This is a genomic window from Ruegeria sp. HKCCD4884 (genome assembly GCF_013110855.1).
In the GTDB taxonomy this organism is placed as follows: domain Bacteria; phylum Pseudomonadota; class Alphaproteobacteria; order Rhodobacterales; family Rhodobacteraceae; genus Ruegeria.
This window is the reverse complement of sequence record NZ_WVRJ01000003.1, coordinates 175,939-194,044: the sequence shown is the minus strand read 5'-3', so window position 1 is coordinate 194,044 and position 18,106 is coordinate 175,939. Positions and strand designations below refer to the sequence as shown.

Annotated in this window: 20 protein-coding genes and 1 tRNA gene; 13 read left to right on the top strand and 8 right to left on the bottom strand. The window is 57.4% G+C overall.

The features are described 5' to 3' along the window. Positions 1-416 precede the first annotated feature (416 nt). The 7 genes from GS636_RS05740 to GS636_RS05710 all read left to right on the top strand — a co-directional run bounded on the left by GS636_RS05740 (position 417) and on the right by GS636_RS05710 (position 8,303). A complete protein-coding gene (locus GS636_RS05740) occupies positions 417-1,367 on the top strand; it encodes an ABC transporter substrate-binding protein (RefSeq protein WP_171185046.1) in 951 nt (316 codons plus the stop codon). A gap of 8 nt (positions 1,368-1,375) precedes the next feature. Beyond that, on the top strand, positions 1,376-2,425 hold the full coding sequence (locus GS636_RS05735) for a betaine/proline/choline family ABC transporter ATP-binding protein (protein WP_171668758.1): 1,050 nt from the start codon (positions 1,376-1,378) through the stop codon (positions 2,423-2,425). Beyond that, a complete protein-coding gene (locus GS636_RS05730) occupies positions 2,422-4,488 on the top strand; it encodes a proline/glycine betaine ABC transporter permease (protein WP_171185041.1) in 2,067 nt (688 codons plus the stop codon). Before GS636_RS05735 ends, GS636_RS05730 begins: the two co-directional genes overlap by 4 nt. Positions 4,489-4,593: 105 nt before the next feature. Then, positions 4,594-5,259 carry an NnrU family protein gene (locus GS636_RS05725; protein WP_171668757.1) on the top strand — a complete coding sequence of 222 codons (666 nt, stop codon included), beginning with the start codon at positions 4,594-4,596 and terminating at the stop codon, positions 5,257-5,259. A gap of 69 nt (positions 5,260-5,328) precedes the next feature. Further along, positions 5,329-5,850, top strand: a complete 522-nt coding sequence (locus GS636_RS05720; protein WP_171092651.1) for a DUF2478 domain-containing protein — start codon at positions 5,329-5,331, stop codon at positions 5,848-5,850. A gap of 87 nt (positions 5,851-5,937) precedes the next feature. After that, the gene (locus tag GS636_RS05715) at positions 5,938-7,185 is read left to right on the top strand and encodes a D-arabinono-1,4-lactone oxidase (RefSeq protein ID WP_171668756.1); all 1,248 of its coding nucleotides are present in this window, start codon (positions 5,938-5,940) and stop codon (positions 7,183-7,185) included. Then, on the top strand, positions 7,182-8,303 hold the full coding sequence (locus GS636_RS05710; protein WP_171668755.1) for an alanine racemase: 1,122 nt from the start codon (positions 7,182-7,184) through the stop codon (positions 8,301-8,303). The genes GS636_RS05715 and GS636_RS05710 overlap by 4 nt, the downstream gene beginning before the upstream one ends. Before the next feature lie 35 nt (positions 8,304-8,338). Here GS636_RS05710 and GS636_RS05705 read toward each other — a convergent pair. Further along, positions 8,339-8,422: transfer RNA gene (locus tag GS636_RS05705), tRNA-Tyr, on the bottom strand. Between the two features lie 116 nt (positions 8,423-8,538). Here GS636_RS05705 and rlmB point away from each other — a divergent pair. From rlmB to GS636_RS05685, 4 genes are all read left to right on the top strand, one after another. Next, the gene (rlmB, locus tag GS636_RS05700) at positions 8,539-9,309 is read left to right on the top strand and encodes a 23S rRNA (guanosine(2251)-2'-O)-methyltransferase RlmB (protein ID WP_171668754.1); all 771 of its coding nucleotides are present in this window, start codon (positions 8,539-8,541) and stop codon (positions 9,307-9,309) included. Between the two features lie 15 nt (positions 9,310-9,324). Then, positions 9,325-9,606 (top strand): hypothetical protein, encoded by a 282-nt coding sequence (locus GS636_RS05695; RefSeq protein ID WP_171668955.1) that lies wholly within the window; start codon positions 9,325-9,327, stop codon positions 9,604-9,606. Positions 9,607-9,704: 98 nt separating this feature from the next. Beyond that, positions 9,705-10,163 carry a YHS domain-containing (seleno)protein gene (locus GS636_RS05690; RefSeq protein ID WP_171668753.1) on the top strand — a complete coding sequence of 153 codons (459 nt, stop codon included), beginning with the start codon at positions 9,705-9,707 and terminating at the stop codon, positions 10,161-10,163. A 196-nt stretch (positions 10,164-10,359) separates the two neighbouring features. Beyond that, a complete protein-coding gene (locus GS636_RS05685) occupies positions 10,360-10,830 on the top strand; it encodes a CoA-binding protein (protein ID WP_171668752.1) in 471 nt (156 codons plus the stop codon). On the opposite strand, the gene GS636_RS05680 is transcribed toward GS636_RS05685, so the two are convergent. The 4 genes from GS636_RS05680 to GS636_RS05665 form a co-directional block, all read right to left on the bottom strand. Then, positions 10,827-11,399, bottom strand: coding sequence for a hypothetical protein (locus GS636_RS05680; protein WP_171668751.1), 573 nt, complete (start codon positions 11,397-11,399; stop codon positions 10,827-10,829). The two genes, GS636_RS05685 and GS636_RS05680, sit on opposite strands and share 4 nt — an antisense overlap. Positions 11,400-11,468: 69 nt before the next feature. Beyond that, complete coding sequence (locus GS636_RS05675) at positions 11,469-11,786, bottom strand: phosphoribosyl-ATP diphosphatase (protein WP_171092391.1); 318 nt, start codon at positions 11,784-11,786, stop codon at positions 11,469-11,471. Next, a complete protein-coding gene (hisF, locus tag GS636_RS05670; RefSeq protein ID WP_171185026.1) occupies positions 11,783-12,544 on the bottom strand; it encodes an imidazole glycerol phosphate synthase subunit HisF in 762 nt (253 codons plus the stop codon). The genes GS636_RS05675 and hisF overlap by 4 nt, the downstream gene beginning before the upstream one ends. Positions 12,545-12,654: 110 nt before the next feature. Continuing rightward, positions 12,655-14,877, bottom strand: a complete 2,223-nt coding sequence (locus GS636_RS05665; protein ID WP_371808695.1) for a spermidine synthase — start codon at positions 14,875-14,877, stop codon at positions 12,655-12,657. 225 nt (positions 14,878-15,102) lie between these two features. Here GS636_RS05665 and GS636_RS05660 point away from each other — a divergent pair, with 225 nt between their 5' ends. Continuing rightward, entirely contained in the window at positions 15,103-15,549 is a 447-nt protein-coding gene (locus GS636_RS05660) for a DUF302 domain-containing protein (protein ID WP_253762656.1), read from the top strand. Between the two features lie 4 nt (positions 15,550-15,553). On the opposite strand, the gene hisA is transcribed toward GS636_RS05660, so the two are convergent. Beyond that, positions 15,554-16,273 carry a 1-(5-phosphoribosyl)-5-[(5-phosphoribosylamino)methylideneamino]imidazole-4-carboxamide isomerase gene (gene hisA, locus GS636_RS05655; protein WP_171668750.1) on the bottom strand — a complete coding sequence of 240 codons (720 nt, stop codon included), beginning with the start codon at positions 16,271-16,273 and terminating at the stop codon, positions 15,554-15,556. A 134-nt stretch (positions 16,274-16,407) separates the two neighbouring features. On the opposite strand from hisA, the gene GS636_RS05650 reads away from it, so the two are divergent. Next, entirely contained in the window at positions 16,408-16,809 is a 402-nt protein-coding gene (locus GS636_RS05650; RefSeq protein WP_171092385.1) for a DUF2147 domain-containing protein, read from the top strand. 3 nt (positions 16,810-16,812) lie between these two features. Here the strand turns inward: GS636_RS05650 and hisH are convergent, their stop codons facing one another. Both hisH and hisB read right to left on the bottom strand, forming a co-directional pair. Further along, positions 16,813-17,451 carry an imidazole glycerol phosphate synthase subunit HisH gene (gene hisH / locus GS636_RS05645; RefSeq protein ID WP_171185022.1) on the bottom strand — a complete coding sequence of 213 codons (639 nt, stop codon included), beginning with the start codon at positions 17,449-17,451 and terminating at the stop codon, positions 16,813-16,815. After that, positions 17,452-18,039, bottom strand: coding sequence for an imidazoleglycerol-phosphate dehydratase HisB (hisB, locus tag GS636_RS05640; RefSeq protein ID WP_171092381.1), 588 nt, complete (start codon positions 18,037-18,039; stop codon positions 17,452-17,454). Positions 18,040-18,106: the final 67 nt, after the last annotated feature.

Here is an 18,106-nt window from a genome sequence, read left to right as displayed (position 1 = left end):
AGCCTCAGATATCACCTCTTGAGTGTTTGCCTTTTGTTCCGTCTTTGCAATCAAAAAAATAAAGCCGCCAGTTCATGACTATTCAGCGACCAATTTTTTGGATGGAAAAGAAAAAGTACGCTTTTTTCAAAGAAATACTCGACAAACAGTCGAAAGTTGGTTTCTGATTGACTCGTCAGTCAATGTCCGGCGCCACAGACCGTGGGACTACGACGGGCCGGGTTGAGTGCGGTCGTCGCGCTCGGGGGGGCGAAAGTGATTTGGCAGAGGAGCACTTTCTGTCTTTCATAGTCGCGACACTTTCCTTTTCCGGCAAAATTTGTGCATGTTGCGACATGGTATTGTCATCGACCAAATATACCGGCGGGATAACCCTCGCCGGGGTGGGCAAAACAAAAAAGACAGGGAGAAAGTCCATGAAAAAACTTAGTGTAAGCCTAATGGCTCTGAGCGTCGCGGGCGCGGTGCAAGCTGCGGATATGGGCGCCGTGGACGAGCCGATCAAACTGGCGATCAACGAATGGACCGGCCAGCACGTGACCACTCATGTGGCAGGTGAGATGCTCAAGGCTGCAGGATATAACGTCGAATACGTGACGGCGGGCATGATGAACCAATTCCAGGCTCTGGCTGATGGTGACATCGACGCGACGTTGGAAATCTGGTCGTCCAACGTGTCGGACGAGTACGCCAAGAAGGTTGACGAAGGAACCGTTGTTGAAATCGGCGATCTGGGCCTGGATGCCAAGGAAGGCATAGCATACCCCGCGCATGTCGCTGATCTGTGCCCGGGCCTGCCCGCATGGGAAGCGTTGAAAGATTGCGCGCAGGTATTTGCTACGGCAGAAACTCTGCCCGGTGGTCGCCTGGTCGATTATCCGGCCGATTGGGGCACACCCGGCGCTGACCGTATGACCGGGCTTGAGTTGCCGTTCAAAGCTGTGCCGGCGGGGTCCGAGGGTGCCCTGATCGCCGAGCTGCGCGCCTCGACCGAGCGTAAATCGCCACTGCTGATCACGTTCTGGCAGCCGCATTGGGCGATGTCGGCCTATGACGTTCAGTTCGTTGAGCTGCCTGCGGGCGAAGAGGCGTGCTTTAACGATCCGGCATGGGGGCCGAACCCCAATGCGGTCAACGATTGCGACTTCTCGCCGTCCCGCATCTTCAAAGCCAGCTGGAGCGGCATGGAAGACAAATGGCCCGCCGCTTATGAAATCCTGTCCAACTACCAACTGGCGGTCGAAGACCAGCAGCCAATGATGGGCGCGATCGACGTTGACGGTGGTTCGGTTGAAGAAGTTGTTGCCGCTTGGATGTCTGAGAACGAAGGCAAGTGGCGTCCGGTTGTTGACGCAGCGACGCAGTGAGCACGTAAGTGACTGATACGACGACGCCAGCCATTGCCTGCCAGAGTCTCTGGCAAGTCTTTGGCCCCGGCGCTGACAAGGCCCTGACCGACGCGCTGTCTCGGTCAGGGAATGACGCTGACAAAGCCGCCTCTGATCTGCGGGAAAACGGGTTCATCCCGGCGGTGCAGGATGCCAATTTCGAGGTCAAAGAAGGCGAGTTGTTCGTCATCATGGGCCTGTCGGGCTCGGGCAAATCCACTTTGATCCGTTGTATCTCGCAACTGTTGCCCGGCACGGGTGGCGAGATTCGGGTGGACGGTGAAAATGTTATCGGAGCCTCAAAGAAGGCGCTGACCGAGTTGCGCCGAAAGAAGCTGGGCATGGTGTTCCAGCACTTTGGCCTGTTCCCGCACATGACTGTTGCCGAAAACGTGGCTTATCCGCTGCGCGTGCAGGGCGTGAGCAAAAAGGAGCGTCTGGCAAGAGCGCAAGAAGTCATCTCACTTGTTGGACTTGAAGGTCGCGAAGCCAGTTTCCCCCGCCAGCTTTCCGGGGGTCAGCGTCAGCGTGTGGGTATAGCGCGGTCGTTGGCCGTGAACCCCGATATCTGGTTTCTGGATGAGCCGTTTTCGGCCCTTGACCCCTTGATCCGTCGCCAGTTGCAGGACGAGTTTCTGCGCATTCAGGCGACATTGAAGAAGTCTATCGTCTTCATCACCCACGATATTCAAGAGGCGCTGAAACTCGCTGACCGCATCGCGATCATGCGCGACGGCAAGATCGTTCAGATCGGTACCCCAACTGATATCGTGCTGCGACCGGTTGACGATTATGTGCGCGAGTTTTCCAAGGATGTGGCCAAGGGTCAGCACGCCAAGGTCGCTTCGGTCATGCGGAGCGAGGCGGAATGTGGCCCAGACGATCCCGGCCTGACCACTTCGATGACGCTGGATGCCGCTCTTGCGCATTGCATGGAACTGTACGAGCCCGTGCCGGTGCGGGATGCCAAAGGCAATGTCGTTGGCACGGTACATCCCTCGGATCTGGCCGCCGCATTGCAGGTGGACGAAGCATGACCGCTGTCACTGATCTTCCGACGCAACGCAGCGCGCAGGTGACAGCGGGCGCGAAAGCCGCGCTGATCACGGTCACCGTCGGTGCGGTTTGCCTTGCGCTTGAGGGCATCGCCCCGTGGCTGGTCAAATGGCCTGCAGCATGGGAACTGCCTGCAACCCAATGGGTCGGGGCATTTCTTGACTGGTTTCTCAACCTGATCAAACCAGCGATGCGGCTGTTCTCGGACATGATGACCTATCCAATGAACTGGGCGAATTTCGTGTTAGGCAATACGCCATGGCCCATTCTGATCGGTATTGTGACCGCGTTGGGGTGGTATCTGGGCGGCTTACCCATGGCCGCGTTGGGTTTTCTGGGGCTTAGTTTCGTTCTGGCGTCGGGGTATTGGGCTGAGAGTATGAATACGCTGGCCCTTGTTGCCGTGTCGGTCCCGGTGGCACTTATTTTGGGGGGTGGTATCGGCATCCTTGCCAATGAAGTGCCGAAGGTTAAAACCTTTGTTCAAGCCGTTCTGGATGTGATGCAGACGGTGCCGACTTTTGCGTATCTGACACCGCTTTTGCTGCTGTTCGGCTTTGGGCCTGTTGTTGGCCTGATCGCCTCGGCCATCTACGCTGCGCCGCCTATGGCGCGCAATGTGATGTTGGGGTTGGAGCGGGTCGAGCCCGAGATCAAAGAAGCCGCCATCATGTCTGGTGGCACCCGGTTCCAGCAATTGTTTCAGGTCGAAATCCCTGCTGCCACAACGCAGATCATGGTCGGTGTGAACCAATGTCTAATGGCCGCTCTGTCGATGGTCATCATTGCCGCCGTTATCGGAGGTTTCAACGATATCGGGTGGGAGGTTCTGCTGACCATGCGCAAGGCCCAGTTCGGTGAATCGCTGATGGCTGGTCTGGTCATCGTGGTCTTTGCCGTGGTGATCGACCGGATGAGCGGCACGCTGGCAACCGAGCGCAAACGCTATGACAGCCGCGTTGTCTGGGCGATGCTGGGCTTTGCAGTTGTCTTCACGGCCGCCTTCTGGGCGCGGCTGCCGAACCCGTCCGAGCTGACCCTACTGGACCCAATGGCCGAAGCTGTGGACAGCGGCCTGACGGAGTTTACGCAAAACAACGGCCCGTGGCTTGATGCGCTTAAGAACAACTCGCTGTTCTATGTGCTGCTGCCGTTGCGGATCGGGCTGGATCAGGCAGTTCTGCCTTTCACCTGGGGCTTTCAGTGGACAGCGGGCATGAGCTATGGCCTGTTCGCCGTAGGTGCCGTGATTGTGCTTTTGATGGCGTGGCGCGGGCGGCTAACGGGTGGGCTGATTGTTCTGATCCTGATTGGCATGCTGGAAACAGGCATTGCCAACCTGCCTTGGCCCTTTGTGCTGACTGGCGCAGCTGCTTTGGGCTGGGTCGCAGGTGGGTGGCGTCTTGCGGCGCTTTGCGTGGGGCTTCTTTGCACCATTCTCGTTTCGGGTCTTTGGGAAAGGGCGCTTCTGTCGCTCTACCTCAGTGGTGCGGCAGTGTTTTCCTGCGCAGTCGTCGGCGGTCTGATCGGCCTTGCCAGCGCTGTTTGGGAGCCGGTTTGGAAAGTGGTTCGCCCGATCTGCGATATGTTGCAGACGATTCCATTGTTTGTGTTCCTGATCCCCGTGCTGATGGTGTTCCAGATCGGTGAATTTTCAGCGTTCCTCGCAATTTGTGCCTACGCGATTGTCCCGATGATCCGTTACACACGGCACGGGCTGGTCAACACGCCAGAGGAAATGATGGAGGCCGCAATCTCCAGCGGCGCGACCGAGTGGCAGATCATGCGAGACGTTCGTGCGCCTTATGCTGCACCGACCATACTGCTGGGGCTGAACCAGACCATCCTTTATGCCTTTGCGATGCTGGTCATCGCGGCATTGATCGGGACCACTGGCTTGGGGCAGTCGATCTATCTGGCGCTGGGTCAGGCGGATGTCGGGCTGGGGATCTCAGCCGGGGCTGCGATGGCGATTCTGGCACTGATCGCAGACCGCATCGTGCAGGGCTTTGCCGAAGAACGCCGCGCGGCACTTGGCCTTTAATACAGGGCATGGGCGGCATGTCCGCCCCCGCGCAAAACTTGATTTCGGACAAGGAACCCACCGCCATCCTGATCTAGACCGATCCCAATACGTTCGGAGATCACCATGACCGGTTGGATTCTATTCCTTGCAGCGCTTGTCACATTTCTTCTCAGTCACGCGATTCCCGTGCGGCCGACGGTGCGCGGGTGGTTGATCGGAACGCTGGGGCATCGTGGGTACTTTGCAGGGTATTCCATCCTGTCGCTGGCTGTGCTGGCCTGGCTGATCATTGCAGCCGCAAACGCACCTTATGTGGAGGTCATTCCACCGTTTCCTGTATTGCGTTGGGTGCCGGTCTTGATCATGCCGGTTGTCTGTTGGCTGGCCCTTGCGGGGCTTGCCATTCAAAATCCGTTCTCGTTCGGCGGGCTTGGCAACCGGACCTTTGATCCTGAGAAGCCTGGTATCTTGCGCACCACCCGCCATCCGGTCCTTGCCGCGTTGATGATGTGGGCATTGGCGCACTTGCTGGCCAATGGCAGCCTGTCGCATGTCATCCTGTTTGGCCTGTTTGCCGGTTTCGCGGCCATGGGCATGGCCTTGATCGACCGCCGCAAACATAGCGAAATGGGCATGGAATGGATTCGTTTGTCGCGAAATACTGCGCGCTTTTCACTCCGCGCGCCGCGTCCTTGGCCGCGCCCCTGGGTTTGGCTGTCCGCATTGGCCGCTTATGCGGTTCTACTTCACCTGCACGCACCTGTGATCGGCCTGTCTCCGCTTCCGTAGCTGGGGGAGTGGTCGGACGCACCTGAGCGTGCTATTTGAAATGTCGCAATGAAAAACAAGAGGTCCAAGATGAATCTGGCCTATGTCACCACCACCGATCGCGGTGCCACTGATCGCCTGTTAAGCGCTGTAGCAGAACACCTGCTGGCTTCGGGCGCGAAATTGGCGGGCGTTGTTCAAACCAACACCGAATGTGCGGACAGCAGCAAATGCGATATGGATGTGCGCGTGCTGCCCGAAGGAGAGACCATCCGCATTTCGCAATCGCTGGGAACACAGTCGCGCGGTTGCCGTCTGGATCCGGCTGCACTGGAGCAGGCGGTTGGCTATGTAACGTCGTCGTTGTCTGACGCACCTCAACTGTTGATCATCAACAAGTTCGGCAAGCACGAGGCCGATGGCCGCGGGTTTCGCCCGGTGATCGCTGAAGCATTGGCACAGGACATCCCGGTCCTAGTGGGTGTGAACGGTCTGAACAGTGAGAAGTTTCAGGACTTCACAGGTGGTGATGCGGAACAGCTGGACTCGGACCTGAGCGCAATCGTCGCTTGGTTCGAGCGCGTAAACGCGCAGCAGGCCACCGCGGCCTAAGCCAAGTCACGTCACGTAACACGCTGATTCCCTGCCTTGTTTCGCTGACTTCGGGCTGCAATCCTCGCATTACGGAGGATGAGCTGAATGTGGTCAAACTGGGCAGGAAACGAAAACACAAATACTGCGGTCATGCGTCCGACAACACTGGATGCGTTGCAACGCGCTGTAATGTCGCCTCAGACCCTGAGGGTCGTTGGCGCGGGCCATTCTTTCACACCTATTGTGGCAGGGGCCGAGCGTATTCTGGACCTGTCGCAGCTTGAGGCCCCAACAATCGGTGCGGCTGAGGACGGGCAGGTCTGGGTGAACGCCAACGCACGCCTGCGCGATCTGTCCCCTGCTTTGGCTGACCGGGGGCTGGCTTTTCGCAATCTTGGCGACATCAATACTCAATCGCTGGCTGGGGCGGTTTCGACCGCGACCCATGGCACGGGGAGCGAGTTGCCCTGTCTTGCCGCAGAAATCACGGATGTGCGCTTTGTCGGTGCAAGCGGTGAGACCCTAACCTCAGCCGATATTCCTTTGGACATCGCACAGGTAACGCTTGGGTTGCTGGGTGTTCTGACCGAAGCCCGCATCAATGTTGTGCCCAAGTACAATCTGCGCCGTCAGGTCACACTGACCGATTTACCTGAGTGTCTGGCGAACATGCACAAGAACTGGGCTGAGAACCGAAACTTCGAATTTTTCTACATTCCTTTTACTGGCAAGGCCGTCGAACTTCGCCATTCAGTGGTCGACGCGCCCGAAACCAAGGCCCCGCGTGATCTGGATATGCTGGCGGTCAAGGTTCTGAAACTTGCCCGAAACGCAGGGCGGTTCAGCGGTGGTTTGCGCTCAGCATTGCTTAGACTTTTGACGATGGCGCAATCCGACGAGGATTATGTAGGCGAAAGCTGGCGGGTTCTGTGCAGTGACCGGCATATCCGCTTTAAAGAGATGGAGTATCACTTGCCCCCTGAGGTCGCCAGCGACGTGTTGGCTGAGGTGTTCCGCCGTCTCGAACGGGACCACAAGGACATCTATTTCCCTATTGAGGTACGACAGACCGCAGGCGACACTGCGTGCCTTTCGCCGTTTCAGGGCGGCCCGCGTATCTCTGTTGCTATTCACACGGATGCGGATGAGGACCACAGTCGCTATTTCAACGCGCTGGAACCGCTTTTTGTCGAGGCCGGAGGTCGCCCGCATTGGGGCAAGATGCACAGCCTGACATACCGGGAACTATCCGGCCTTTACCCCGATTTCGACCGCTTCTGCGCCTTGCGTGAACAGCTTGATCCGCAGGGCAAGTTCCTGACACCTGCCTTGTCGAAGCTGATTCAGCCATGAACGACCCGTATGTCGCCAGTCTGTCGCAATCGCTGCGAAACTACGGTGTGGATCATCCGGTCATCGCAATTGACCTGAACCGGCTCGAGTCCAATTGCGCGATGGCCATGGCCGGTGTTGATGTTGGGCTTGAGAAACGCTTGGTTGCTAAATCTTTGCCCTGCTTGCCGCTTTTGGATCAAATCCGGAGTCTGATCCCAACCTCGGGGCTTATGACGTTCTCAGAACCAATGTTGACCGCCTTGTTGCAAGCCGAAGGTGGCACCGATCACCTGATTGGCAAGCCTTTGCCCGTTGGCTCTGCTGCGCGTGTGCTTCAGGCAAACCCCGATGCCGCAGAACGGGTGCAGTGGCTGATCGACACCCCAGAACGCTTGCAGGACTATCTGACGCTTGCGGACCAGACCGGCTTGTCTTTGCGTTTGTCGCTTGAATTGGACATTGGGTTGCATCGCGGTGGCCTGAGCGCGGATCAGGTTGCCAGTGTAGTAAAAACGATTGTCGCACACCCGTTGGCGCAGTTGAGCGGCGCGATGGGATATGAGGCGCATCTGGCGAAGCTGCCTTATTTGTTCAGGCCCCAAGCCGAGCGGCGCTGCGCCGAAGCCTATCGCCAAGCCGTTGCAGCTCTGCCCCACAGCGGCGCAGGGCTGTGCCTAAATACAGGTGGCAGCCTGACCTTTCAGGCTTATGGCGCAACCGGTTCCGCAACCGAGGTCGCCTTTGGTTCGGTTCTCGTCAAGCCTTCGGATTTCGACCATCCTTCGACAGCGGCTTTTCAACCTGCAGCTTTTATCGCGACGCCAATACTCAAGACCATGCCCGGCAATGCTTTGCCCGGGTTAGAGTTCCTACCGCGACGCAAGACGGATGTTGCCGTGTTTGGCGGGCATTTTCTTGCGCAACCGGTTTATCCAGAGGGATTTTCCTATTCCTCAATCTTCGGTCGATCCAGCAATCAGGAGGTCTGGACAGGCCCGGCGTCAAGTATTGTACAACCCGGCGAAATTGCCTTGCTGCGCCCGACACAAAGCGAGGCGGTGTTGAACCAATTCGGCAAGGTTTTGGCTGTGCGCGACGGCGCTGTTGTACAGGAATGGGAAACCCTGCCGAATTAACAGCAGGTTGCAATGAATCACGCATCTTTGGAAGATGGTGGGCGACCCTGGAATCGAACCAGGCGTGCGTCTCCGCGAGGGAGTTACAGTCCCCTGCCACACCTTGCGGCCTGTCGCCCACTGTCAGGCGTTGCACCTGACGTGGAGGCGTGATTACTAGCGCACCAAAGGAGCGTCAACAGGAAAATTCCGCTTTGACGCAGGAAACCGAATTCTCGGCCCGGAGGCCCCTAAAATGAAGAAACCCAAATGGGTCGTCGAAAAGGAACAGGCGCGCAAAGCTGCTGCCGCCGAAACCGTCTGGCTGTTTGGCTTGCATGCGGTTCGGGATGCTTTGATGAATCCAAATCGTCAGAAATTGCGCTTAATCGTGACCCGAAACGCGCGGGACAAGCTGGCGGAAGCTATTGATTTTGCAGGGATCGAGGCCGAAGTGGTTGATCCGCGCAAGTTTTCCGCGCCCATCGATGCGGGATCGGTTCACCAGGGTGCGACGCTTGAGGTCAAACCGTTGGATTGGGGCGGTCTGGCTGAAAACTGTATCGGTCGGGAAAACCCGCGCGTCATCCTGCTGGATCGCGTGACCGATCCGCATAACGTCGGGGCGATTCTGCGTTCAGCCGAAGTTCTGGGGGCCAGCGCCGTGATTGGTACGCGCCATCACTCTGCACCTGAAACGGGCGCACTGGCCAAAACCGCCAGCGGCGCACTTGAGCGTCAACCTTATCTGCGGGTGCGCAATCTTGCGGATGCGATCATCGAACTTCAGGGCATGGGTTTTCTGGTTCTTGGACTGGACGGCGAAGCCGAGGTGACGATCGAAGGCGCGCTGGGCGAGGGGCGTGATCGCCCTGTGGCCCTTGTGCTTGGCGCGGAAGGCCCAGGCTTGCGGCAAAAAACCAAAGAGACGGTGGATCAGTTGGTGAAAATTGACGCAGCAGGTGGGTTTGGGTCGCTGAACGTCTCAAACGCGGCGGCAATCGCCTTATATGCATCTCGTCCCTGAGCAAAGGAGAGCGTCATTTCCGGCCCATCCAAAATCGCCACCTGCTGTTATTGCGGGACCCGTGCGGCTCTGGTCCTGAAAGGAAAAGAGCGGCATGAGCTTAGTTGTTCAAGCTGCGGTGCGCCGCTGCATGATTTGAAGATGCTGCCAAAGCGCAAGGCTGGGAAGACCAAACCGGCGCGACCTGCTGTGTCTCATGTGGTGCCTCCTAAGGCGAAACGCAAAAAGAAGAAAAAGAGCATGTTCTCGCGCGTGTTCGACGAGGCTTGGGATGTGATTGAGGATATTTTCGACTGATCTCCCTGGCGTTGAAACTCGATCACATCCTTGTCAACAGGGCTTCCGTTGCCCGTGAAAACTTGCATCTTGATACTCTCAAGAACGCAGATTCTGACATGACGATGCTGATCCGACGTACCATCCTTGGCGCGCTGAGCGCCCTTTTCCTTTCTTCTGTCGCGTTTGCGCAGGATAAACCCGTTTATTTCGCCACCGAAGGCGTGGCCTTGGCCGGGTATGACCCCGTGACCTATTTCGAAGGCGCGACGCCTGTGATGGGTGCCCCGGAAAACGCGGTGATGTGGAAAGGGGCAAAATGGCACTTTTCGTCAGCCGAAAACCGCGAGCGTTTTGAAAGCAACCCGCGCGCTTTTGCTCCGCAGTTTGGTGGATATTGTTCTTACGCGATGGCCAACGGCGTCCTGAAAAGTACGGATCCCAACGCATGGCAGGTTGTCGATGGTCGACTGTACCTGACGCATTCACCGCAGATCGAAGTGATGTGGCGGCAAGACAGGGCCGAGTACATTGAAATGGCAGAAGAAAACTGGCCTGTGATCTTGTATCAGAAATAGGCGAGAATCAGCTAATTGTGAAAAGTCATCACAAAAATGCGCGCCCCCTCTTTTTTTTAACCAACTCATGCCTAAATGTCACAGTGACCGCGGAACGGAACTGCCGCGGGTCATTTCACTGTCCCTCGTTCCAACAACTGGCGCCCAAGGTTTCTTGGGCGCTTTTTTCTTTTGGGAACCCTGTTAAGGATAGGGTATGCCAGACTATTCCGATCAGCACCTCAAGAACATTCTGCAACGGACCAAGACGGTTGCCGTTGTTGGGGTGTCAATGAACCCTGTGCGGCCCAGCTTTTACGTGGCGCGCTATCTTTCGCTGAAGGGGTTCGATGTGATCCCCGTCAATCCGGGACACGCGGGCAAGGAACTGTTTGGCCAGACGGTGCGTGGCAGTTTGTCAGAGATATCCGGGTCAGTGGACATGGTCGACATTTTCCGGCGGTCCGAAGCTGTGCCGCCTATTGTTGACGAAGCATTGGCGGCCTTCCCTTCCCTCAGCACGATCTGGATGCAAATCGGTGTCGAACACCCCGAAGCAGCCGCCCTCGCCGAAGCCCGCGGTGTGGAGGTGGTGATGAACCGCTGTCCCAAGATCGAATATCAGCGCCTGTTTGGCGAACTGCGTATGGGCGGGTTTTCGACTGGGATTATCTCGTCCAAGCTTTAGGGCGTTGTGGGCTGATAGGGTTTCAACCGGGCCACCTGTTCCTGCCGCCGTTTCTCTAGCACCACGTCGCGCGGCACCCACTCGTATCGGGTATCCTCGACCAGTGGAGACCAGAACAAAATTCCACCATAGCGCCACGGGTCCAGCACAACACCGTCGTACAGCGATTCCCCCTTGCGGCTGATGATTGCCGTGCTGTGGTCGATCCTAAACGGATTGTCGGCATTGGCGATCGCGCGATGCATCTCCAACGTTTGAAAGTTTTCCTGTTTCAGGCGGCGCTCAATGTCTTCGGCCCAGTGCCAGCATAAGCCGCGCGGGCGTAGACCCTTGTTGACCTTTGTATTGTGGATCAATGGCGGATCGGTGATCTGGTATTCATCGACAAGTTGCGCGGTGTAGGCATAAGCGACTTGCGCCGCGCGTTGGGCTTCGTCGGGATCTACATCGGGACCCAAGCTTTGGATTTGAGTTGCCAGCCGTTGAACCTCGTCCCCGGTCGAGGGTGGTGGCGCAGAGCAGGCCGCAGCAATGGCAAGCGTTGCCACAAGCATCAAAACTCGGATCATGTCGCGCCCTCGGCCTGCCAATCTGACGTCCGAGTATAGCGGCCTAAACAGCAGCGCGGAACCCAGGCGTTACCCCTTGGGGCGGGACGCCTTTTCTGCGATGCCGCTGACGCCCTGACGACGTGCCAGTTCGGTCAGGACATCATCCAGCGCCACGTCCCGCGCGGCCAACATGACCAGAAGGTGATACAGAACATCAGCCGCCTCAGAGGTCAGCTTGGCTTTGTCATCCTTGACGGCCTCGATGATCGCCTCAACGGCTTCTTCGCCAAACTTCTCGGCGCATTTCTCGGGACCTTTGGCCAGCAGCTTGGCTGTCCAGCTGGAGTCCGGGTCTGCGTCTTTGCGGTCTTCAATCGTCCGGGCCAGATCGTGCAGGATGCTCATGTCAGCCTCATGGGAATGCCCGCAGCGGCCATGTGTTCCTTGGCCTCGCGGATGGTGTATTCGCCGAAATGGAAGATCGAAGCAGCCAGTACGGCGCTTGCACCGCCTTTGGTGACACCTTCGACCAGATGGTCCAGATTACCGACGCCGCCGCTGGCGATCACCGGCACATTCACCGCGTCGGAAATGGCGCGGGTCAGGGGCAGGTTGAAGCCTGCCTTGGTGCCGTCACGATCCATCGAGGTCAAAAGGATTTCCCCGGCCCCTTTGGCAACAACTGTTTTGGCAAATTCGACCGCATCAATACCGGTGGGCTTGCGTCCGCCATGGGTGAAAATCTCCCACTTTCCGGGGCTGACGGTCTTGGCGTCGATGGCGCAAACGATGCATTGGCTGCCGAACTGGTCCGCCGATTCCGCGATCACATCCGGGTTGGCGACGGCTGCCGAGTTGAAACTGACCTTGTCCGCCCCTGCCAGCAACAGGGCACGCACATCATCCTTGGTGCGCACGCCACCGCCCACTGTCAGTGGCACAAAGCATTGCTCGGCCGTGCGTTGCACCACATCAAACATAGTGCCGCGGTTTTCGTGCGTCGCGTGGATATCCAGAAAACAGATTTCGTCCGCTCCAGCGGCGTCATACGCTTTCGCTGACTCTACAGGGTCTCCTGCATCGCGCAGGCCGACGAAGTTCACGCCTTTGACCACGCGGCCGTCAGCAACATCAAGGCAGGGGATGATCCGGGTTTTTAGCATGTGGGCGTCCTTTGTTGCCGGACCTTTACCGGCAAAGCGCCAGTGATGCCACAGACGTTTTGACGCCTATGGCCCGGATTGCGCGGGCCACGGGCGCATGAAGAACCGCTTTAGCTGTCCCCTTCCTTCAGCAACTTAAGTGCTGAAAGCAGGTTGGCCTTGTCGTCGGTCCAGGGTTGCGCGCCGTCAGTCTCGACGATTTGCCAGTTCCCACCTTGCACGAAACCGTTAATCCGGGTCGCGTCGGGGCTCAGGATTACCACACTGCTGGTGGCGGCCCCGGTTTCAACCTGCTCTTCGCCCACGGCCAGCCGCTGATGCGCGGCTGTCAGGTTCAGGCTGTCGGCAATGCGAGCCAATGGCGGAACCAGATCGTAGAAGCGGTTGGTGATATGAAACACCAGAACTCCGTCTTCACTCAGGCGACGCGTATACATCTCAACCGCCTCCTGCGTAATCAAGTGCAGAGGGATCGCGTCTGAACTGTAGGCATCCAGAACAAGGATATCGAAGGCAAACGGCATTTGTTCCAGTACGATCCGGGCGTCACCCAGATGTGTTTCTGAATCGGGCGTGCATTCAGACAGGTAAGTGAACAGCGACGGATCGCGCGCGATCTGATCGACGGTTGCGTCAATCTCGAAGAAATCCCAATTTTGGCTAGGTTGGCGGTAGCAGGCCAACGCACCTGTGCCCAGGCCAACAATTCCGATGCTGTCAGATTGTTTGCCAAACTCAGAGGTGATCACCTGCGCCATCGGGCCTTCGGGGTGATAATAAGACAGCGGCGTTGGCCGTGTACCGTATTCCGATTCGCGCTGCCAGCCATGTACCGTGGTGCCGTTTTTGTAGACGCGGTAGCCGGCGCTGGAATAGACCGAATGCACGCCAAAAAAGCTGCGATCTTCGAAAACCGGATCGTTCTTGACTGCGAAGGCTGGTAGCAAAACGATGGCAAGTACGACCGGGATGCGCAGGGCTTGAGCCCGGAATAGATACAGAACCGCAAAGATAAGCACGAACAGCGCGCCTGCGCGGGGAATGTCTTCGCTCAGGGCCGCAATGCTGCGAGTTGCACCTGCGGTGACAAGGATGAATACGCTGGCCGCGGCGCCAATGATGACATGGCGCAACGCAAAAACGGGTGCTCGAACAAGGAACAATCCCCCTGCCAGAATCATGGTGATCGGCGCCTCAAGCTCTCGGGTGAAGGCAAGTGGCGCTACAATCGAGTTGAATAACCCACCGATTGCGCCGCCCACGGACAGGGCGATGTAGAACACCGTCAATTGTTCGGCTGACGGGCGCATGTCGTAGAGCATGCGGTGTGCGAAGAGTGCGACAACGAATAGAACGGGGACGTAGAGCAGGATGACCACAGGTGCGTCATGTTCACTGACCACCTTGGACACCAGCACGACGCCAACAGCCAGTGCAACGAGCATTGGCACGTTCAACGCATCCAGGGTCAAGTGTTTCCACTTGGCGAATGCAATGACGAAGGATAGGATGTAAACCGCCAAAGGAACAACCCAGATTAGTGGGAGTGCGCCAAGATCCGTGCTGACCCGTGTCGTGAAGGACAACATCAAAGACGAGGGGATGAAGGCAACAAACACCCAGACGGCGATCTGTTTCAGAGCTGGAAAACTGGTTTTGAGCGCTGCTCGCGTTGAAGTCTCGGCCTGTCGAGACCCTTGCAGTGCGATCAACCCGCTACCGAGTAATAGTGCCCCGAAAAGGACGAACCCGATCAACCAGGCAAAGCTGATTTCACCTGCCCCGAAGAACGGATCAGCGACCAGAGGGAAGGCCAACAAGGCCAGCAAAGACCCAACGTTACTGGCGCTGTACAGGAAATAGGGATCATCAGCCGACGGCCCGCCCGATTTGGCGTACCACGCCTGCAACAAAGGCGCGTTTGCAGACAGAACCGCAAATGGCACACCAACGCCCATGGCAAACAAGCCGAGCGTTTGCAGCGCGGTAGATGTTGATGCGTCGTAGCTCCATATATCGCTGGTGGACAGCGGCAAAAAGGTCAGCGCTGCGACCCAAAAGGCGAAATGTGTAATGATCTGCCAGCGCAACGGCAGGTATTTGGTTAAAAGGTGCGCATAGACGTAGCCGAGAATCAGGACGATCTGGAAGAACAGCATCGCAGTTGTCCAGACTGCCGGTGCGCCTCCGATCTTGGGTAGAACCAGTTTCGCAAACAGGGGCTGCACAAAGAACAGCAAGCTCGCGCTTGTAAAGATCGCCGCACAGAAGATCGCAACCGTTGCGGTTTTGAATCTGGATGTGTTCGGGACATCAATGCTGGAAAAACTCACGCGCGCCACCTGAATTGGATCGTTTGAGGCGTAAATTAGGCGCGAATTCCGGCTGAATTGGGGCTTGAGTGGGTGAAATGTTGGACTTTCGCCCGGATTGTTCGCGAATTTGAGGGTAAATTTGACGTTCTTAATCAGGCAAAGCTTTGCCGATGCCAGACTTGTGATTGTGAGAATTGTGAAACTTGAGACAATTGGGGTGAATTTCACAAAAGGAAATCCGATATGCGAACACTGATACTTGCTTCAATTCTCACGTTCGGAGGCGCGCTGTCCGCCATGGCTGACGACATCATCAAAGTACAAACAGATAAATCCGTTTCTGAAGCGCTGGATGCGCTGGAAGCTGCAATTGGCAATGCCGGTGCCACTGTGTTTGCCCGCATTGACCACGCAGCTGGTGCGGAAAAGGTCGGTACACCCATTCCCGCCAATCAGGTGCTGATTTTTGGCAATCCAGCGCTGGGCACGCCCGCGATGCAGATCGACCCACGCGCCGGTTTGTTCCTGCCGCTTAAGGTTCAGGCCTATGAGGACGCCAACGGTCAGGTCTGGCTGGCCTATGAAGACCCCAAGGAAACAATGGATGAACTGGATGATGTTGAAAACTCACCCGTCATCGAAAAGATGCGCGGCGCACTGGCCAAGCTGACTGCCGCCGCCGCGCAGTAATCCATCAAGACAGGGCGCGAATGGCCTCAGCCAGGTCGATCGCGCCATCATAGAGCGCCCGGCCCGAGATCGCGCCGTTCAGCTCGACACCGCAATCGCGCAAAGCAATCAGGTCTTCCAGTGAGCTGACACCGCCCGAGGCGATAACTGGGATGGATACGGCCTGTGCAAGCGCGGCGGTGGCCTCGACATTCGGTCCCTGCATCGCGCCGTCCCGGTTGATGTCGGTATAAATGATGGCTGCGACACCTGCGTCCTCGAAACTGCGGGCCAGATCGGTGACCTGAACATCAGTCTCCTCGGCCCAGCCTTTGGTCGCCACCATGCCGTTGCGCGCATCGATGCCCACGGCGACCTTGCCGGGGAAGGCTTTGGCCGCTTCGCGCACCAGATCAGGGTTTTCAACCGCAACTGTACCCAAAATGACCCGCGCCAATCCCTTGTCAATCCATGTTTCGATCGTGGCCATGTCCCGGATACCACCGCCTAACTGAGCAGGCACGTCGCAGGCTTTCAGAATCGCCTCAACCGGGGCGGCATTGACCGGCTCACCCGCAAATGCGCCGTTCAGATCCACCAAATGCAACCACTCACATCCGGCCTCGAAAAAGGCACGAGCCTGTGCGGCTGGGTCTTCGTTGAACACAGTGGCCTTGTCCATTTCACCGCGCAGCAGGCGCACGGCGTGGCCGTCTTTGAGATCGATGGCTGGGTAGAGGATCATGTCGAGCGGCCCTATATCTGTGTTACACGCGTGGGATATCGCACAGGCAGGGCAGGGGATGCAACGCGACGCTGGGTCATTCTTGCCCGTCGGTCCTTGGCGGGTCAGACTGCCCTCAAAACAGGGAGAAAACCATGAAGAAATTCACTTTTGCAGCGGGCTTGTCGCTTCTTGCGACTGGCGCTTTGGCAGCAGATCCTGTCGACGGTTTGTGGAAGACCGCACCTGGCGACACGGGCGGTTACCTGCATGTCACGATTTCTGAATGCGGGAGCGCGATTTGCGGCACCATCGACAGCGCATTTGACGCAGATGGCAACCAGCAGTTGGAATATGAAAATCTGGGCAAACAGATAATTTGGGACATGGTCCCTGAAGGTGGCGGCAGCTATGACAGCGGTAAGATCTGGGCCCCGGACCGCGACAAGACTTACAATTCGAAAATGTCGCTGGACGGCCAGAACAAGCTGACCGTCAAGGGGTGTGTGGCTGGCGGTTTGATCTGCCGGGGTCAGACCTGGACGCGCGTCCAGTAATCCTCAGGGTGTCCAGGTCAGGAAATTGCCCAGCATACGCAGACCAACATCCTGACTTTTCTCGGGGTGGAACTGCATCCCAACCATCGTGTCGCGGCCGATCACGGCCGTGACCTCTTGCCCATAGTCCACGTAAGCCAGCCGCTGTGCTGGGTCGTTCACACGAAAATGGTAGGAGTGGACGAAATAAGTGTGATCGCCAGTTTTCACCCCGTTGAACACTGGGTGATCGCTTTCCAAGACCAGATTGTTCCAGCCCATGTGGGGGACTTTCAGGGTAGCATCCGAAGGCTCGATTAGGACAACATCGCCCGCAACCCAGCCCAAACCTTCGGTTTCGCTGTACTCATGGCCCTTAGAGGCCATCAGCTGCATCCCAACGCATATTCCCAGAAACGGGCGACCTTTCTGTTCAACCGCCTCGACCATCGCGTCATAGATGCCCTTGTGCCCACGCAGTTCAGCTGCACATGCGGGAAAGGCTCCATCTCCGGGTAAAACCAAACGGTCCGCCCGGGCGACAACATCAGCGTCCGAGGTCACAACAACCTCACCGGCGCCGACCTCTTGCGCCATGCGCTGAAAGGCTTTTTCTGCCGAGTGAAGATTGCCGCTTTCGTAGTCGATAATGGCAGTCAGCATTTACAGCGCGCCTTTAGTCGACGGAATTGCATCCGCCTTGCGGGGGTCTGTTTCGACCGCATCACGCAGCGCACGCGCGACGGCTTTGAACGCAGCCTCGGCAATGTGGTGGCTGTTGAAGCCGTGCAACTGGTCGATGTGCAGGGTGATGCCACCATGGGTACTCAGGGCCTGAAAGAACTCCCGCACCAGTTCGGTGTCGAACGAGCCAATCTTAGGCGTCGGCAAGTCTACATTCCAAATCAAGAACGGACGGCCCGACAGATCCAGCGCACAGCGCACTTGCGCGTCATCCATGGGCAGATGGCATTCGCCATAACGGCGGATACCTTTCTTGTCGCCCAAAGCTTGTGTCAGTGCCTGACCCAGCGCGATGCCGGTATCTTCGACCGTGTGATGGTCGTCAATGTGATAATCACCCTTGGCGCTGATCGTCATGTCGATCAGCGAATGGCGCGCCAGCTGATCCAGCATGTGGTCAAAGAAGCCAACACCGGTCTGGTTGTCATAGGTGCCGGTGCCATCCAGATTGACCTGGACCGAGATCTCGGTTTCGGCGGTCTTGCGGCTGATCGAAGCGCTGCGCATGGGCGAATTCCTTTTGCTACAGGCGCGCTTATAGACGGGGTTGGGTAGCCTTATCCAGACCATAGGT